Genomic DNA, 16,411 nt, shown 5'->3' with positions numbered 1-16,411 from the left:
TCACACCCCAACAATTGCCTGCCATGCCCGCAACCTTCGTGGCGCTTGATGCATGACGACTGAAAAACTGCGCGTCACGCTCGGCCAGCACTCGCGTGCGGGCGTCAAGGGCGTGAACCAGGACTTTCATGGCGCGATGCTGCCCGGCGAGCCGCTTCTGAGCGCCAAAGGCATTGTGGTGGCGCTGGCCGACGGCATCGGCTCCAGCCCGGTCAGCCAGGAGGCCAGCGCTGCCGCGGTGCACAGCTTTCTGGAAGACTATTACGCGACCTCAGACGCCTGGTCGGTGCGGCGCTCTGCGCAGCGGGTGCTGGGTGCCACCAATGCGTGGTTGCATGCACAGACCATGCGCAGCCATGCCCGCTTTGACAAGGACAGGGGCTACGTCTGCACGTTTAGTGCGCTTATTTTCAAAGGGCGCGAGGTGCATGTGCTGCATGTGGGTGACGCGCGAATCTACCGCCTGCATGCGCAGTCGCTGGAGCCGTTGACCGAAGACCACCGCGTACACCTGTCATCGGTGGAGTCGTATCTGGCGCGGGCCCTGGGCGCCAGCGCCCACATAGAGATTGACTACGCCTGCGTGCCCGCAGAAGTCGGCGCCATTTACGTATTGGCGACCGATGGCGCGCATGCCCACTTTGATGCCGCAGCCGTGTGGGCGGCCCTGCAGCAGTTTCCCGACGACTTTGACCGCGCCGCCCAGTCGCTTGTGGGCGCAGCGCTGGCGCGCGGTGCGCAGGACGACATGACCGTGCAGCTGGTGCGGATAGAGGCACTGCCCGAGGCCCAGCCTTACAGGCTGTATGCGCTGCGCGAGGGGCTGGCACTGCCGCCCCCGCTGTCGCCACGGGTGTGTTTTGAGGGCTACACCGTTGTGCGCGAATTGCATGCCAGTGCACGCAGCCACGTGTTCCTGGCGATGGACGATCTGACGGGGCAGCAGGTGGTGCTGAAAACGCCGTCCACGGACCTGGGGGGTGATGCAGATTACCTTGACGGGCTTTTGCTGGAGGAGTGGGTGGCGCGGCGTATCCATAGCCCCTATGTATTGCGGCCGCATGCAAGCAACCGGCCCCGCCAGCATGTCTACGTGGCGATGGAGTTTGTCGAAGGGCAGACATTGGCGCAATGGATGATCGACCACCACCGCCCCGATCTTGATACCGTCCGTGATCTTGTGGCGCAGATCGCCAAGGGGTTGCAGGCCTTTCATAGCAAAGAGATGCTGCACCAGGACCTGCGACCTGAGAACGTGATGATTGACCGCAGCGGCACCGTGCGCCTTATCGACTTCGGTTCCACCCGGGTTGCGGGCCTGGCCGAAGGGCTGTTGCCTCACACGGGTGACAGGGGCGACCCGATCAGGGGCTCCCTGCAATACACCGCGCCAGAATATTTCGTGGGCCTGGAAGGATCGGCCCGGTCTGAGTTGTTTTCACTGGCGGTGCTGGCCTACCAGATGCTGACGACACAACTGCCTTATGGGTTGCAGGTCGTGCGGGTGCGGACGTCTGCGGATGTCAACAAGCTGCGGTATATCCCTGTGCGGCACTTGCGCCCTGAACTGCCGCACTGGCTGGATGGCGTGCTGCACAAAGCCCTGAGCCCGGATCCGGCCAAGCGCCAGGAGGCGATGTCCGAGTTTCTGCACGACCTGTATTCACCGGGTCCCCAGTTTCACCGCAGCCGGCGCGTTCCGCTCGTGGAGCGCAACCCGGTGGTCTTCTGGAAGGCGGCTACCGTCATACTGCTGGTCGCGGTGCTGGTGCTCTTGGGGCTGCGCGTTTACGGGCGCTGAGTCATTGGGGGAGGTCGCCTGAAACGCCTGCGCCGTTGACGGGGCGCATGGGGAATTGACCTACATACAGGCGCCACAAGCTCGCCGCACAATGGCGCCATGGTCATGGCGTTTATTGCCTGGCCTCGGGGGTGGTTGGGGCGGGGTGCCCAGGTGCACTGGCGTCAGGCGCTTTCCGTTGGATGAACCTGCGGCCTGTCCGCGCGATATGACGCATCGATTCATGCCCTTGCCCCACCACACCGATATCACCGACGGCCTGCGCCTCACACCGGCTCGCATTTCCCCCAAGTACTTTTATGACCAGCGTGGCTCAGAGCTGTTTGAAGCCATCACGCGGCTGCCAGAGTATTACCCCACCCGCACCGAAACGGCGTTGATGCAGTGGCATGCCGAGGACATTGCGCGGGTCATCGGCCCCGGGCGCACGCTCATCGAGCTGGGTGCCGGCAATTGCCAGAAGGCCCGCAGCATGTGTCGCCTGGTGCAGCCCGCCTGTTTTGTGGGGGTGGACATCTCGGCAGATTTTTTGCAGTCGGCCGTGCAAGGCCTGCGGGACGAATTTCCGGGCCTGGATGCGCGCGCCGTGGGCGGCGACCTTACGCAGGGCATCGATTTGCCAGACGACATACCGCGCTCGGGCCGGTTGGTGTTCTACCCCGGTTCGTCCATCGGTAACTTTGACCCACCCCACGCACTGCAGTTGCTCGCATATATGCGTGCGCTGGTCGATGAAGACGGCGGCCTTCTCATCGGTATTGATTTGCCCAAGGACGTGGCCGTGCTAGAGGCCGCTTATGACGATGCGGCTGGCGTCACGGCCGCCTTCAACCGCAATGTGCTCACGCATGTGAACCGTTTAATTGGCAGCGACTTCGATATCGACCATTGGCAGCACCGCGCATTTTTCAACGCGCAAGAGTCCCGCATAGAAATGCACCTGGAATCGATACAGGCCGTGCAGGTGCGCTGGCCCGGTGGGGCGCGCATGTTTGCACCAGGCGAACGTATTCATACCGAAAACAGCTACAAATACCCGCTGTCCGTGTTTACCGACATGTTGGCGCGCGCGGGGTTTGGGCATGCCCAGGCATGGACCGACGAACGCGGCTGGTTTGCCGTGGTGCATGCCCGTCCTTGATGCAAGGCCCCACATGACAACATCACCATTGCTTGTGCGCTATGCAGCCGTTCGCGCCCGCTCGCTGGCCTTGGCCGCGCCGTTGTCGGCCGAAGACTGTGGTGCGCAATCCATGCCCGATGCCAGCCCCACCAAATGGCATCTCGCACACACCACCTGGTTTTTTGAAACCTTTGTGCTGCAAGCCCATGAACCAGGGTTTGCGCCATTCGACCCGGCGTTCAGGGTCCTTTTCAATTCGTATTACAACGGTGTGGGCGACCGGCATCCACGTGCGCAGCGCGGCTTGCTGACGCGCCCGTCCCTGGCCGATGTGCTGGCTTACCGGGCGTCGGTGGACCAGCGCATGGCGCGCCTGCTACCGGCCGTGGCACAGGATGCGGCCATCTGCACACTCGTGGAGTTGGGCCTGCAGCATGAGCAGCAGCACCAGGAGCTGATCCTCACCGACATCAAGCACCTGCTGTTTTGCAACCCGCTGCGCCCCGCGTATCACACAGGCACCGAGGGGGCAGACGTATCCGCTGTGCCTGGGGTACCGGGTTCTTGCGGTGTGTCTGGCGCCGCGGATACTGCGGCTGCCTTGGTGTGGCACGCCTTTGACGGGGGACTCATCGACATGGGCCACGCAGGGGACGGGTTTGCCTTTGACAACGAGGGCCCGCGCCACCGGGTGTTCGTTCAGCCCTTTGCTCTTGCGTCGCGCCTGGTGAGCAACGGCGAGTATGTGGATTTTGTGGAGGGCGGTGGGTATCTCGATCCTTCACTCTGGCTGGCGGAAGGCTGGGACTGGCGTGCCAGTCTGGGTTTGACGCAGCCCCTGTATTGGCCGCGTGTAGACGGTGGCTGGTCTGAGTTCACCTTGCGGGGGCTGCAGCCATTGCACGCTGCGTTGCCTGTGGTGCACCTGTCGTACTACGAGGCAGACGCCTACGCCCGTTGGGCTGGCGCACGTTTGCCGACCGAGGCCGAGTGGGAGCACGCTGCCGCGCACGCGCTGGAACAGGCAGAAAGAGAAAGCCCATGCCTGGCCGCAGATGGCATGGGGGTGGCCCCGCCGCAACCGGCAACCACCCACGCGTTGTCAGCATTTTTTGGTGTGGCTTGGCAGTGGACGCAGTCGAGCTACGCGCCGTACCCTGGGTTTCGGGTGGCCGAGGGCGCCGTGGGTGAGTACAACGGCAAGTTCATGGTCAATCAGTACGTGCTGCGGGGCGGCTCTTGTGCCACGCCGCCAGGGCATGAGCGGGTGACCTATCGCAACTTCTTTCCTGCCACGGCGCGGTGGCAGTTTGCCGGAATAAGGCTTGCGCGCGACCCGGATTGAGTGCACCAGGCCGTGCAGGTGCCAGAGATAGTGTTGAATATTTACTATCAAAAACATAGCTGCTAGCGCTTATTGATAAAGCGCTAGAGGCCAAAAACACCTAAAATCCATCCCCGCCAGGCTCCAGCCAAAGGCCGTGCTGGGCGGGGTGGGATGTCATACCTTGTCGAGTGCCTGGGCCAGATCCGCCTGCAAATCGTCGATGTGCTCAATGCCCACCGACAGGCGCACCATGTTTTCGCTCACGCCCGCTTTGGCCAGCTCTTGCGGGTTGAGCTGGCGGTGGGTGGTCGATGCAGGGTGCGTGGCGAGCGACTTGGCATCGCCGATGTTCACCAGCCGGGTGAACAGGCCCAGCGCATCAAGGAAGCGTGCGCCGGCGGCACGCGGATCGGCATCGCGGGTCTTGAGGCCAAACGACAAAATGCCCGACGCCTTGCCGCCCATCTGGCGCTGCACCAATGCGTGGTCAGGGTGGTCGGGCAGACCGGCGTAGCGCACCCATTCGACCTTGGCGTGGCTTTGCAGAAACTTCGCCAGGGCCAGCGTGTTGTCGCAGGTGCGGTCCATGCGCAGCGGCAGGGTTTCAATGCCTTGCAGCGTCAGCCACGCATTGAACGGCGACAGCGCCGCGCCCATGTTGCGCAGTGGCACCACGCGTGCACGGCCAATGTAGGCAGCGGCGCCCAGGGCTTCTGTGTAGACCACGCCGTGGTAGCTCACGTCGGGCTCGTTCAGGCGCTTGAACCGTGCCTTGTGCTGGGCCCAAGGGAATTTGCCGCTGTCCACAATGATGCCGCCGATGCTGTTGCCGTGGCCGTTCATGTACTTGGTCAGCGCGTGCACCACGATGTCGGCGCCATGCTCGATAGGGCGGCACAGGTAGGGGCTGGGCACGGTGTTGTCCACGATCAGCGGCACGCCATGGTCGTGCGCCACCTTGGCCAGTGCGGCGATGTCGGTGACGTTGCCCAGTGGGTTGCCGATGGATTCGCAAAACACCGCCTTGGTGCGCGCGTCGATCAGCGCTGCAAAACTGGCTGGGTTGCTCGCATCGGCAAAGCGTACTTCGATGCCCTGCTGCGGAAAGGTGTGGGCAAACAGGTTGTAGGTGCCACCGTACAGGGTGCTGGTCGAGACAATGTTGTCGCCCGCCTCGGCAATGGTCTGGATCGCCGCTGTGATGGCTGCCATGCCTGACGCCAGGGCCAGTGCCGCCACGCCGCCTTCCAGCGCGGCAACGCGCTGTTCCAGCACATCGGTGGTCGGGTTCATGATGCGCGTGTAGATGTTGCCCGGCACCTTCAGGTCAAACAGGTCCGCGCCGTGCTGTGCACTGTCGAACGCATAGGCGGTGGTCTGGTACAGCGGAACGGCAGCAGACTTGGTGGTGGGCTCTGGCTTGTAGCCGGCGTGGACGGCAAGGGTCTCGATTTTCATGGGGCTCGCATCCTCCTGAATGGGGTGGGGCGCGGCACGACGCCGCGGCGGGCATTCTTGCACGGGAGCGCCTGTGGGCGCATCCAATTGTTGGTGATGAGCTTATGCCGCCACGCTACGAACAGGCGCGCGCCGTGCTGCTGCGGTTCAACCGGCCGTGTGTTCCGCAAGCCGGGTGGTGTTGGGGATGTGGATGTCGCGCTTGTCCATTTGGATCAAGCCGGCATCCTCCAGCTCATGCAGCACCCGCGAGAAGTATTCGGGCGTGAGCGACAAGCGCGACGCAAGCGTGGCCTTGCTCACTGGCAGGGTGATCCGAAGGTTGCCGGGCTCCAGGGCCGCGCCGCAGCCTGCGCCGGCCAGCGCCACGCGTGTTGCATTGGGTGAATCCTCGGGCAGTTCGTGCAGCAGGTAGCTGATGACACGTTGCATGCCGCTGTGCAGGGTATAGGTCTGCACGTCGTGCACCAGCCCGTGCAGCCGCCGTGAGATGCCGGCGAGCATGCGCATGGCAAAACGCGGATCGGCTTGAATTTCGCGCTCTACGGTGGTCTTTTCCACGCTGAGCAGAAGTGTTTCGCTCAGCGCCTGGGCGTTGATGATGTACGGCTTGCCTGTGAACATCAGGGCTTCGGCGAAGCTGCAACCGGGCCCCACCAGTTCGATCACTTTCTCCTGGCCCGACGGGGACAGCGCAAACAGCTTGACCTGGCCCAGCACCGTGACATGAAACTCTTCGCACGGTTCACCCACGCGAAAAATGTCTTCACCCCGTGAGAACCGACGCAGTCGGCAGCCCTGGGACAGGCGGATCAACTCTTCGGGCGTCGATTCCTGAAACAGCGGCTGGGCCGACAGGTAGCGTGGAATGTCAAATTGCCGGATGTCCATTTGGGGGCCACATGGGTGCGTGAATTAGTTCCCTTATTAAACAGAGATGTTGCGTGAATCTTCATGATGGAAGTCAAAGAAATTGGTGCAACGCATCAAAAATGGTGGCGTTCCGGTCACGGTGCCGATTCAGACCCGCTGACTGCTCGTGAGCTGGCTATAAACCGCCGCCAGGCGCTGTGCCAGGTCGCGTGGGCGGCGCACCAGCGCATAGCCTTGCTGGCCAAAGAGGTAGGGGAGGTAGTCATGGCCCTTGTCATCGATGGTGACGGCAAATGGGGTGAGTCCGCGGGCGCGGGCCTCTTGCACCGCGTGGCGTGTGTCTTCCAGGCCATAGCGGCCTTCATAGATGTCCAGGTCATTGGGCTTGCCGTCGGTCAGCAGCAGCAGCAGGCGCTGGCGCTCTGGGCGCACCGCCAAGCAATCAGTGGCGTGGCGGATCGCGGCGCCCATGCGCGTGTAGTAACCCGGTTTGATGGCTGCGACACGCGCCTGCGCCGGGGCTTTCCACGCGTCGTCGAAGCCTTTGAGGTGCTGGATGCGCACGTTCTGGCGCCGCACCGAGCTGAACCCCAGCATCTCGAAGGTGTCGCCGCCCGCCGCCAATGCCTCGCCAAAGACGTAGAGCGCGTCGCGGATCACGTCGATGACACGCATCGGCCGGCCCGCACCCCCCACATGGGCGTCGGTGGAGAGCGACAGGTCAGCCAGCAGCAGTGTGGCCAGACTGCGCTCGGACCGTACGCGCCGCTGCCACACGGCAGGTGATTCGCTGCGCAGAGCGGCGCCATCGGTGGCGTGGCGCACCCAGGCGTCAATGTCCAGCTCGTCGCCATCGGGCTGTGAGTGTGCACGCGCGGGGGCCGCGCGCAACATTTCGAGACGTCGGCGCACTTGCCGGGCGGTGATGCGCAGCCTGGCGTCCGGCGCAAAGGGCGGCGCCTCGCGGGCCACCATGCGCTGCACCGCGCAGTGTGCGGGGCGCAATACGCCAGCCTTCCAGTCCCACTCGGGTTGTTTTTGGCCTGGGCCCAGAGCAATGTCATCGGCCGAAGCGCTGGGCAGGTCCAGGTCGAACCGCACACGCGAGGCGAGCCTGCGCGCATTGCCGGGGTCTTGCGCAATGGCCAGCACATCCATGTCACGCGCGGCATCGAGTGCCTGACCGTCATCGCTGTCGTCATCAGCGCGCTGCACCTTGGTGAATTCGCCCCACGACAGAATGGATTCGGCGCGAAAGAAGAACATCAAGGGCGCGTTGTTACGGTCGTCGCACACGCGCTCGGCGCGGTGGCGTGTTGCGTCGTCCTGGGGGCTGGTCGCGGTGTCCACATTGTTGTCGGTGTCTGCCGTGCCGGGCGCTCGTTGTATCGAAGAGCCCGTGGCTTGGCCACCGTCAAGCCACAGCCAGACCGGGGCAACGGACGTGGGCGGCCATGGCGGCAGGTCAGCGTCCGGCGGCAGATCATCCAGCTCGCCGCGCAAGGCGCGCTGCACCCACCCTTCGGCGTCGGCTGCGGTGCCCCGCAGACGCGCAAGCGGCGGGCGCAGGGCCAGCTGTGCCTGGCAGAGTCTTTGGTGGGCCGCTACCAGGCCTGGGAAGGCTGCCCGCGCAGCGCGCGTGGCTGCCAGGTTGTGGGCCAGCCAGCCCTGTGCGTGGGGATGTACCGCCGGCCATCGCGAACCCATCGCTGCGAGCCACAGATAGAGATCGCGATTGAGGGCGCGGTCGCTGAAGACAGCCAATGCAGCGGGCAGGGCCAGCACATCGGTTTGAAATTCGGGCAGGGCGGCCCGGTTGCCCGCGCCCGCCAAGCGCTGCAACCAGTCGCGCGGCCCTCCAATGGCGCGGTCGGCGGCTGGGGCTATGCGCATCGCAGAAGGTCCGTCGCCGCACCTGAAAAGCATGCCCAGCGGGCGGCGCACTTCTTCCAGCGTGACCTGCGCATCGGGGTACCCATGGGTGGTCCATTGGGTGACGATGCGGTGCCATTGCTGGCCGATCCATTCTTCCATGTCATCCTCCTTGGGCGGTGGTGGTCTGGGCGGGTGTTGCCAACGCAACGGACCGACTGGGCAGCGGCCCTGCGGTCAGCGGCGGCGCGCGCAGGGATTCGCGCAACGCATCGGCGCCGATGGTCCACTGCAGCAAAGGCTCGCGCTGCTGCGCTGCCTGCGAGTGCTCGCAGGCCTGCACACACAGTCCACATTGCACACAAGAGAACTTGCGGCGCTTGAAGTTGCGCGCAGGCAGCTGCATGGGGCAGGCGCGGTCGCAGGCGTTGCCATAGGGCTCGTCGCAGCTGCGGCAGTGTGAAGGGGTGGCTGGCTGCAGCGCATTTTTGCTGCTGGCGTGGCGAACCAGGCCTGGGCCTTGTTCTTTGCGTGCAAAGACCACCACGCGCCCGCGCGGGTTGGCCATCCACACCAGGCTTTGGAACAAACCCACCGCGCAGCCGAAGCGGCAAAAAAGATGGCGTGCGAACAGGAACTCTGCGGTAAACACCGTGGTGCCGATAATGAGAAACCGCAGTTGATTGGGCGTGAGGTCGCCATGCACCAGACGGCCCCACACATCGGCCGGAGGCAACAGGTAAGTGAGCAGCGTGATGGCCCATGCGAAGCCCATGGTCAGGCACAGCAGCACAAACACGGGCCACCAACGCCAGTCCGGCTTGAGTCCGTGGCGGGGCGTGGGTTTGCGGTTCCACAAAGAGAGGCGGCCACAGGCTTTTTGCAGCATGTGGTTGAGCAACTCCACCAGCGAAAAATGGGGGCAGAGCCAGCCACAGTAGAGGCGCCCATAGCGCCAGGCCACGGCCAGAAAGCCGCTCACGATCAGCACCGCAGGCAGCAAGACGCGCATCACCAGGCGCCAGGCCATTTCGCCCGGGCTGATGAATCCTTGCTGAAAGGCGTCGAGGCCCAGGCTCCAGCGTTGACCCAGCACCCACAGCTGCACCTCTGTGACATCAAACCGCAGCAGGTTGAGTGCAGGTGCGCACAGGAACAGCGCAAAAAAGCCGATCTGGAAGGTGCGTCGATGGCGTTGCATGAATGGAAGGTGTCCCGGAGGCACGATGAGCCGCAACGGGCGCGACGGGTGCCGAAGACCTGCCGCTACCCCAGCAGTGCGTGGATGACCTCGTCCAGTGCCGCAGCGGTGCCCGCGTCGTCGGTGAGTGCGTCGACGATGGCTGCACGGCAGGCTTGCGCGAGCGGCACACCCGAGACGGTCAGGCGCGCTGCCATGACAAGCAGTCGTGTGCTGGCTACTTCTTCCAGGTCGTGATCGGTCAGTCGGCGCAAAGCCGTGCCCAATTGCACCAACGTGGCGGCCAGATTTGCGCTGGCACCCGCTTCGGCTTGCAGCACGGCTTGTTCCACCGCAGGCTCCGGGTAACCCAGATTCAAGGCCACGAACCGCTGGCGGGTGCTGGGCTTGAGGCTTTTGAGCAGGCTCTGGTAGCCTGGGTTGTAGGAGATCACCAGCATGAACTCTGGCGGTGCAACGAGCATTTCGCCTGTGCGTTCTATGGGCAGCACACGCCGGTCGTCCGCCAGGGGGTGCAGCACCACCGTGGTGTCCTTGCGTGCCTCCACCACCTCGTCGAGATAACAGATGGCCCCTTGTCGGACAGCGCGTGCCAAGGGGCCATCTGCCCAGATCGTGCTGCCAGAGCCCAACAGGTGACGACCGACCAGGTCGGCTGCCGACAGGTCATCGTGGCAACTCACGGTGATGAGTGGGCGTTGCAACCGCGCTGCCATGTGCTCCACAAAGCGGGTTTTTCCGCAACCTGTGGGCCCCTTGATCAGCAGCGGCAGGCGCTGGCGCCAGGCATGCTCGAACAGCGATGCCTCGCTGCCTTGCTCGGCATAAAAGGGCAGGGCCGCAGAGGTGATGTGGTTGAGTTCACTGTGGTCCATGTCAGCCTCGGCCTTTGTTCGTATCGTGTCGGTGTGGACGTTAGAGCCTGCTCAAGGTTTATCGGCGATGCCGAAAAGGTTTTGAACAGGCTCTTCGGGCCTCTGGGCTCAGGCGGCGCGCAGCGACTGGGCGCGCAGCACACCGCTGGAGGCTTCGCTGCCGCGTTCGTCCGTGATGTGCTCACCACCCATGAAGAAGCTCGCGAAGAACAGCAACTGGCCGATCAGGAAGGTAACGCCCCCTGCAATGCGAACCCAGTAGAAGATGACGAGCTGGTCCTGGGTGGCCATGAAGCCCATGGCATTGGTTTCAGGAATGCGCTGCAGCCAGATCTGCAAGATGCCGGCACCCGTGAGGGCCAGCACCATGATGGCCATGCCAATGGTCATGATCCAGAAGCTCCACATCTCGGCGCCCTGTGCCCGCTTGCTGTTGGCAATGCGGCCGCGCAGCGTGGGCATGGCATAGCTGATGAGTGTGATCACCACCAGCACGTAGGCCCCATAGAAAGCCAGGTGACCGTGTGCAGCGGTGATTTGTGAGCCGTGGGTGTAGTAGTTGATAGCGCTCAGGGTGTGGATGAAACCCCACAGGCCGGCACCCAGGAAACCCAGCACGGCAGTGCCCACAGCCCAGAGCACGGCGGCCTGGTTGGGATGGTCGCGCCGACGGCGTTGCACCATGTTGAATGCAAACACTGTCATCATGAAGAAGGGAATGGGCTCCAGTGCGCTGAAGATGCTGCCGATCCAGTGCCAGTAGCCTGGCAGGCCGATGAAGTAAAAGTGGTGACCCGTGCCCAGGATGCCGCTCATCAGTGCGAAGGCAATGATCACGTACAGCCACTTGTCGATGACCTCACGGTCAACCCCTGTGGTCTTGACCAGCACATAGGCCAGCAGCGCGCCCAGGATCAGCTCCCACACGCCTTCCACCCACAGGTGAACGACAAACCACCAGTACATCTTGTCGCGCACGAGGTTGTGCGGGTTCACAAAGCTGAACAGGAACATCAGCGCCAGGCCCCAAAGACCCATCAGCAGCACCATGGAGATGGCGGTCTTGCGGCCCTTGAGCACCGTCATGCTGATGTTGTAGAGAAACCCCAAGGCCACGATCACAATGCCGACCTTCGTGGGCAGCGGCTGCTCCAGGAACTCACGCCCCATGGTCTGCAGCAGGTCATTGCCCGTGAGCTCTGCGAGCTTGGCATAGGGCACGGTGAGGTAACCCACGATGGTCAGCACCCCCGCAGTGAGGAACACCCAGAAAAGTACCTTGGCCAGCAGCGGCGAATGCAGCTCGGTCTCGGCCTCCTCGGGCACCATGTAGTAGGCGGCGCCCATGAAGCCGAACAACAGCCAGACGATCAACAGGTTGGTGTGCACCATCCGCGCCACGTTGAACGGGATGTAAGGGAAAAACAGGTCGCCAACAACGTACTGCAGGCCGAGCGTAATTCCGAAAATGATTTGCCCTGCAAACAGCGCCATCGCGGCGATGAAATAGAGCTTGGAGACCGATTGGCTCTGATACTTTAGTGTGGAGATATGCATGGTGTCTTTCCCTCTCAACCTTCAATGTTGGGTGGCCACTTTTCGTTGTTGATCTCGCCAGTCCACTTGAGGAACTCGACCAGATCGTCGAGTTGTTGATCGCTCAAATTGAACTGCGGCATCTGGCGGCGGTGGGCCACCCCTGTGGGCTGGGATTTGATCCAGATCTTGATGAAGTCGCCCCCGCGGCGTTTGTAGACGTTGCCCAGCTCAGGCGCGAAATAAGCACCTTCGCCCAGCAGCGTGTGGCAGCCGATGCAGTTGCGTGTTTCCCATATTTTTTTGCCCGCTATGACGGCCGGAGTGATGGCCTGGGCGTTGGAGCGCTCCGGAATACGGCGCTCGCTGTCAAACACTATCGCGGCGAATAGCAAGGCGAAAAACACCGTGCCGCCATAGAACATGTTGCGGGCCATCTGCTTGGTGAATCCGCTGTGTGACTGGCTCATTCGTAAGCCCTCCTTCGAGTTTGAGGGCTGTATCCTCCCAATTTGCTCAACTTTTTTCCTTAAACCCGTTTAAGGAAAAACGCGTTGCTGACTTTTCGCAATGGGGGAAGCCGTCAGCAGGATGGCCCGCTGAGCTGGTTTTCTAGCCGTGCCAGAGCGTGGCCGCCAGCACCAGTGCCAAGGTGAAGGCCAGCCAACCCAGCAGCAGGCGGCGCCAGAGTGCTGGAGCGTGGCGCAGTTCCATGTAATCAAGAATGATCAGGCAGCCTTTGAGCCCGGCCAAAGCGAGCACCACACTGGCGAGCGCGGCGCCCATGGCGGCATCGGGGTGTTCACCCAACCACCAGGTGAGTGTGGTGGCGGCCAGCAGCACCAGCCAGATGGCGTCGAGGCGATGGAGGTAGTTTTTTTTCATTGTCAGTATTCAGCGCAATACGTAGACCAGAGGAAACAGCACCATCCACAACAGATCCACCATGTGCCAGAACACCGCACCGGTCTCCAGCGCATGGCATGTGTCTGCCCCGTAGGCGCCGCGCCGCGTGGGCGCCCATAACACCGCAAAGATGATGCAGCCCACCGTGGCATGCAGAAAGTGGAAACCGGTGAGCATCACGTAGAGCAGGTAAAAGCTGTTGTTGGCAATGTCGATGCCCTCTTGCCACTTGTGCAGGTACTCCACGCTCTTGAGCACCAGAAAGCCGCAGCCACAAGCCAGCGCACCCAGCAACCACCGGGCGCCTTTCTTGGAGTCGTTCACTCGCACGGCCCGCACGGAGCTGGCAATGCACCAGCTGGCCGACACCAGCAACACCGTGTTGATTGCGCCTCGCGACAGATCAAGCGTCGCTTGCCCGGCGGAAAAAACCGCCCTCTCGCGGATGCGGGCAAACGCAAAGGCGATAAACAGCATGCCGAAAGTGAGCAGCTCCGCCAGCACCAGCAGCCAGATCACCAGGTCACCCACCAAGCGCGGTGATGGTGGTTCGACAGGCGAAAGACGTGCCGTCGCTGACGTCAATGGGAGGTTCCTTCCGAGCGCGTTATCTTGTTCCATACGTTGTATTTGCCTACGGGCTTGCTCATGGGCAGGCGCTTGACTTCCTTGAAGGTGGCGGCGTCGTAAACAATGATGGCGCCGTCGGTCTCCCACAGGCTGGCCAGTGCATAGCGTCCGTCGCGGGTGAACTCGATATGGGCCAGCGTTTTGCCGGGCTCGCGCACACTGGCCACCGGTTTGAGCGTGGCTTTGTCGATGATGGTGAGGGTATCTTTGGCCGTGGCACTCATCATCGAGTCGGCCCAGGCATAAGGCGTCTTTTCGTGGCTCCGCATGAAGAAGCCGGGCCCGGGCGTGGGGATACTGGCGACGGGCTTCCAGGTCTGCATATCGATGACATCGACGCTGCCATCCTTGAGGTTGGGTGAGGCCAAGACGGTGGTTCCGTTCCATGCAAACGTGATTCCCGACCCCAGGTGAGGCATGCCCGCGATCGGCAGGTCGGCGATCTTGCGTCGTGCATCCAGGTTCACCACCTGGGCTGTGGCCTGGCCGCTGCCCCCATCCTTGGGCCGGGTGGCCCCCAATACGTTGCGGTAGCTCTGGTCGAAGAAGAAATCGTCGAGTGGTTCGTCCAGCGGCGTGCGCCGCACGCCCAGATAGCCGGGCTTGCCGAGCGCCTCACTCATTTTGTAGTCGTGCACCAGACCGTCGTAGATAGGCGAGGCCTGCGGGTCGTAGGATATTTCCCAGAGTTCAGGAATGTCCTTGAGAGCCACCACGAAGCTCTTGCGCGGCGCAGCGTCGTACACCGCGGATACCCGCGAGCTGGTTTTCCCATCGAGCGTGCGGGCTTCATAGCTGCGCTGCAGGTTCAGGTCACTGTCGAACAGTGCCAGCGTGTGGGGCAGGTAGTTGGCGGCGATGACCCACTTGCCGTCTTCGCTGACCGCCACGTTGCGCATGTTCAGACCGGCGCGCACCTCTGCGACCACGCGCTGGCGCCACAAATCGTATTTGGTGATCCAGCCATCACGCGAACCGAAATACACATACCTGCCGTCTAGCGAGAATTTGGGACCGCCATGCAGCGCGAAGCGGCTCGCAAAACGGGTGATGACCTCCAGGCGGTCGCCATCGACCAGGCTCACATGGTGGTCGCCAGCTTCTACCACCACGAAGAGGTTCATGGGGTCTGCGCTCCATATCGGTCTGGCCGCTTCCCCGGCAGGTGCCGGGTGAAACTCGCGCGACGCCCGAATGTCCTCATCGGCCCAGCGTGGGGCTGGCACTACCGGTGTGCGGATGAAGGCCGCCAGGGCTTTTATCTCCGCAGCCGACAGGGTGTTGTCGAACGCTGGCATCTGGGTGGCGACCCGCCCCTGGTTGATCACCCGCAAGGTCTCGTCCGGCCGCAGACGGCTCAGGCTCTCGGGCAGCAGGGCAGGGCCCATGCCACCGGTCCTTTGGGCCCCATGGCAAACAACGCAGTGGGTGTTGTAGAGCGCGGCGCTGTCGATGGCGGCTTGTGCCATGGCAAGGTCGTTGCCCATCCAGATCAATCCCGCGACAAGGGCTGCGCGCGCCAGGTCTCCCAGGCGGGTATGCCAGTCAATGCGGGTGTTTTCGGATGGGCTATACATGGAGCTGCTCCCGGATGGGGATGGTGACGCGCTGGCGGCTGTGCGGGGCCGCTTCTGTGGTACCTGTTTCTTTGGGGGGCAGGCCGATCTCTGCGTCCTCCAGGTAGCAGCCAGGATCTTCGGCCCAGGCGTTGCCGGTGAGCTGCTGAGCGCGCACGCGCGTGTTGCCACCACACATCGACAAATAGCGGCACTGCGCGCACCGGCCCTGCACCGGGCGTGGTTGCTGCTTGAGTCCAGCCATCAGCGGGTCGGACATGTCGTTCCAGATGTCCGAAAACGGACGCTGGCGCACGTCGCCAAGCGTGTGGTGCCACCACATGGTGTCGGGGTGCACAAGGCCGAGGTTGTCGATGTTGGCCACATTCAGGCCGCTCGCGTTGCCGCCCCAGGCGCGCAGCCGCTGCTCGATGTGGGCGCCCCATTGCGGCAGGTGCGAGCGCACCCATTGCAAAAGGAAGGGGCCGTCCGCGTCGTTGTTGCCGGTGACATATTCCTCGGGCAGTCCGTCCTGTGCGGCTTGCCAGGCCCGTTCGAACAGCATCTCCAGCGCTTCGCGCGTGGCCTGGAACTGCGCGTCCTTGCCGCGATGGATGTTGCCGCGCCCGGCATAGTTGAGATGGGAAAAATAGAATTTATCCACCTTGTGCTCACGCATCAGCGCCAGCAGAGCGGGCAGATCGTGGGCGTTCATGGAGGTCATCGTGAAACGCATGCCCACCTTGACGCCGCGGGCCCGCAGCAGGTGCAACGCGTTCAGGCTTAATTCAAAGGCGCCTTGCAGGCGGCGAAAGCGGTCATGCGTGTCACGCAGGCCGTCCAGGCTGATGCCCACATAGTCGAATTCCATTGCCGCGATACGGTCAGCCATGGGCTCGTCGATGAGCGTGCCGTTGGTAGACAGGCCCGTGTAGAAACCCATCTCGCGTGCGCGCTGGGCGATCTCGAAGAGGTCGGGGCGCATCAGAGGCTCTCCGCCCGAAAGAATGAGCACCGGGACGCCGTAGGCCCGCAGATCCTGCATCACATCGAACACTTCAGCGCGTGACAGCTCGCCTGAATAGTCGTGATCTGCCGACAGGGCGTAGCAGTGTTTGCAGGTGAGGTTACAACGCCGGATCAGATTCCATATCACCACGGGCCCTTTGGCCTTGCGGTCATGCGCAGCTGGGTACACACCGTCGGCTTGTGCGCGGGCGAGCTCGCGCATGTATTGGCTGATGCGAAACATC

Annotated in this window: 14 protein-coding genes; 3 read left to right on the top strand and 11 right to left on the bottom strand. The window is 63.0% G+C overall.

From position 1 onward, the window contains the following. Positions 1 to 52: 52 nt before the first annotated feature. From KI609_RS14015 to egtB, 3 genes are all read left to right on the top strand, one after another. On the top strand, positions 53 to 1,801 hold the full coding sequence (locus tag KI609_RS14015) for a bifunctional protein-serine/threonine kinase/phosphatase (protein ID WP_226444140.1): 1,749 nt from the start codon (positions 53 to 55) through the stop codon (positions 1,799 to 1,801). A 223-nt stretch (positions 1,802 to 2,024) separates the two neighbouring features. Continuing rightward, the gene (egtD, locus tag KI609_RS14010; RefSeq protein WP_226444138.1) at positions 2,025 to 2,942 is read left to right on the top strand and encodes an L-histidine N(alpha)-methyltransferase; all 918 of its coding nucleotides are present in this window, start codon (positions 2,025 to 2,027) and stop codon (positions 2,940 to 2,942) included. 13 nt (positions 2,943 to 2,955) lie between these two features. Then, positions 2,956 to 4,269 carry an ergothioneine biosynthesis protein EgtB gene (gene egtB, locus KI609_RS14005; RefSeq protein ID WP_226444136.1) on the top strand — a complete coding sequence of 438 codons (1,314 nt, stop codon included), beginning with the start codon at positions 2,956 to 2,958 and terminating at the stop codon, positions 4,267 to 4,269. A 156-nt stretch (positions 4,270 to 4,425) separates the two neighbouring features. Here egtB and KI609_RS14000 read toward each other — a convergent pair whose 3' ends face one another. From KI609_RS14000 to nirJ, 11 genes are all read right to left on the bottom strand, one after another. Then, positions 4,426 to 5,709: an O-acetylhomoserine aminocarboxypropyltransferase/cysteine synthase family protein gene (locus tag KI609_RS14000; RefSeq protein WP_226444134.1), complete on the bottom strand. Its 1,284-nt coding sequence runs from the start codon at positions 5,707 to 5,709 to the stop codon at positions 4,426 to 4,428. Between the two features lie 147 nt (positions 5,710 to 5,856). After that, the gene (locus tag KI609_RS13995) at positions 5,857 to 6,600 is read right to left on the bottom strand and encodes a Crp/Fnr family transcriptional regulator (RefSeq protein WP_226444132.1); all 744 of its coding nucleotides are present in this window, start codon (positions 6,598 to 6,600) and stop codon (positions 5,857 to 5,859) included. 129 nt (positions 6,601 to 6,729) lie between these two features. Beyond that, positions 6,730 to 8,616: a nitric oxide reductase activation protein NorD gene (locus tag KI609_RS13990; protein WP_226444130.1), complete on the bottom strand. Its 1,887-nt coding sequence runs from the start codon at positions 8,614 to 8,616 to the stop codon at positions 6,730 to 6,732. Position 8,617: 1 nt separating this feature from the next. Continuing rightward, the gene (locus KI609_RS13985) at positions 8,618 to 9,655 is read right to left on the bottom strand and encodes a 4Fe-4S binding protein (protein WP_226444128.1); all 1,038 of its coding nucleotides are present in this window, start codon (positions 9,653 to 9,655) and stop codon (positions 8,618 to 8,620) included. A 65-nt stretch (positions 9,656 to 9,720) separates the two neighbouring features. Beyond that, the gene (locus tag KI609_RS13980; protein ID WP_226444126.1) at positions 9,721 to 10,530 is read right to left on the bottom strand and encodes a CbbQ/NirQ/NorQ/GpvN family protein; all 810 of its coding nucleotides are present in this window, start codon (positions 10,528 to 10,530) and stop codon (positions 9,721 to 9,723) included. A gap of 108 nt (positions 10,531 to 10,638) precedes the next feature. Next, complete coding sequence (locus KI609_RS13975; protein WP_226444125.1) at positions 10,639 to 12,087, bottom strand: cbb3-type cytochrome c oxidase subunit I; 1,449 nt, start codon at positions 12,085 to 12,087, stop codon at positions 10,639 to 10,641. A 14-nt stretch (positions 12,088 to 12,101) separates the two neighbouring features. Beyond that, complete coding sequence (locus KI609_RS13970) at positions 12,102 to 12,536, bottom strand: c-type cytochrome (protein ID WP_226444124.1); 435 nt, start codon at positions 12,534 to 12,536, stop codon at positions 12,102 to 12,104. 142 nt (positions 12,537 to 12,678) lie between these two features. Continuing rightward, positions 12,679 to 12,951: a cytochrome C oxidase subunit IV family protein gene (locus tag KI609_RS13965; RefSeq protein WP_226444123.1), complete on the bottom strand. Its 273-nt coding sequence runs from the start codon at positions 12,949 to 12,951 to the stop codon at positions 12,679 to 12,681. Between the two features lie 9 nt (positions 12,952 to 12,960). Then, positions 12,961 to 13,557, bottom strand: a complete 597-nt coding sequence (locus KI609_RS13960) for a cytochrome c oxidase subunit 3 family protein (RefSeq protein ID WP_226444122.1) — start codon at positions 13,555 to 13,557, stop codon at positions 12,961 to 12,963. Then, entirely contained in the window at positions 13,554 to 15,089 is a 1,536-nt protein-coding gene (locus tag KI609_RS13955; protein ID WP_226450410.1) for a nitrite reductase, read from the bottom strand. The genes KI609_RS13960 and KI609_RS13955 overlap by 4 nt, the downstream gene beginning before the upstream one ends. Positions 15,090 to 15,171: 82 nt before the next feature. Beyond that, positions 15,172 to 16,410 carry a heme d1 biosynthesis radical SAM protein NirJ gene (gene nirJ / locus KI609_RS13950; protein ID WP_226444121.1) on the bottom strand — a complete coding sequence of 413 codons (1,239 nt, stop codon included), beginning with the start codon at positions 16,408 to 16,410 and terminating at the stop codon, positions 15,172 to 15,174. Position 16,411 lies beyond the last annotated feature (1 nt).

The sequence above is a fragment of the Acidovorax radicis genome, from assembly GCF_020510705.1.
Classification (GTDB): Bacteria; Pseudomonadota; Gammaproteobacteria; order Burkholderiales; family Burkholderiaceae_C; genus Acidovorax; species Acidovorax radicis_A.
The sequence above is the reverse complement of the archived record's forward strand: the minus strand, read 5'-3'. Positions and strand labels throughout refer to the sequence as shown.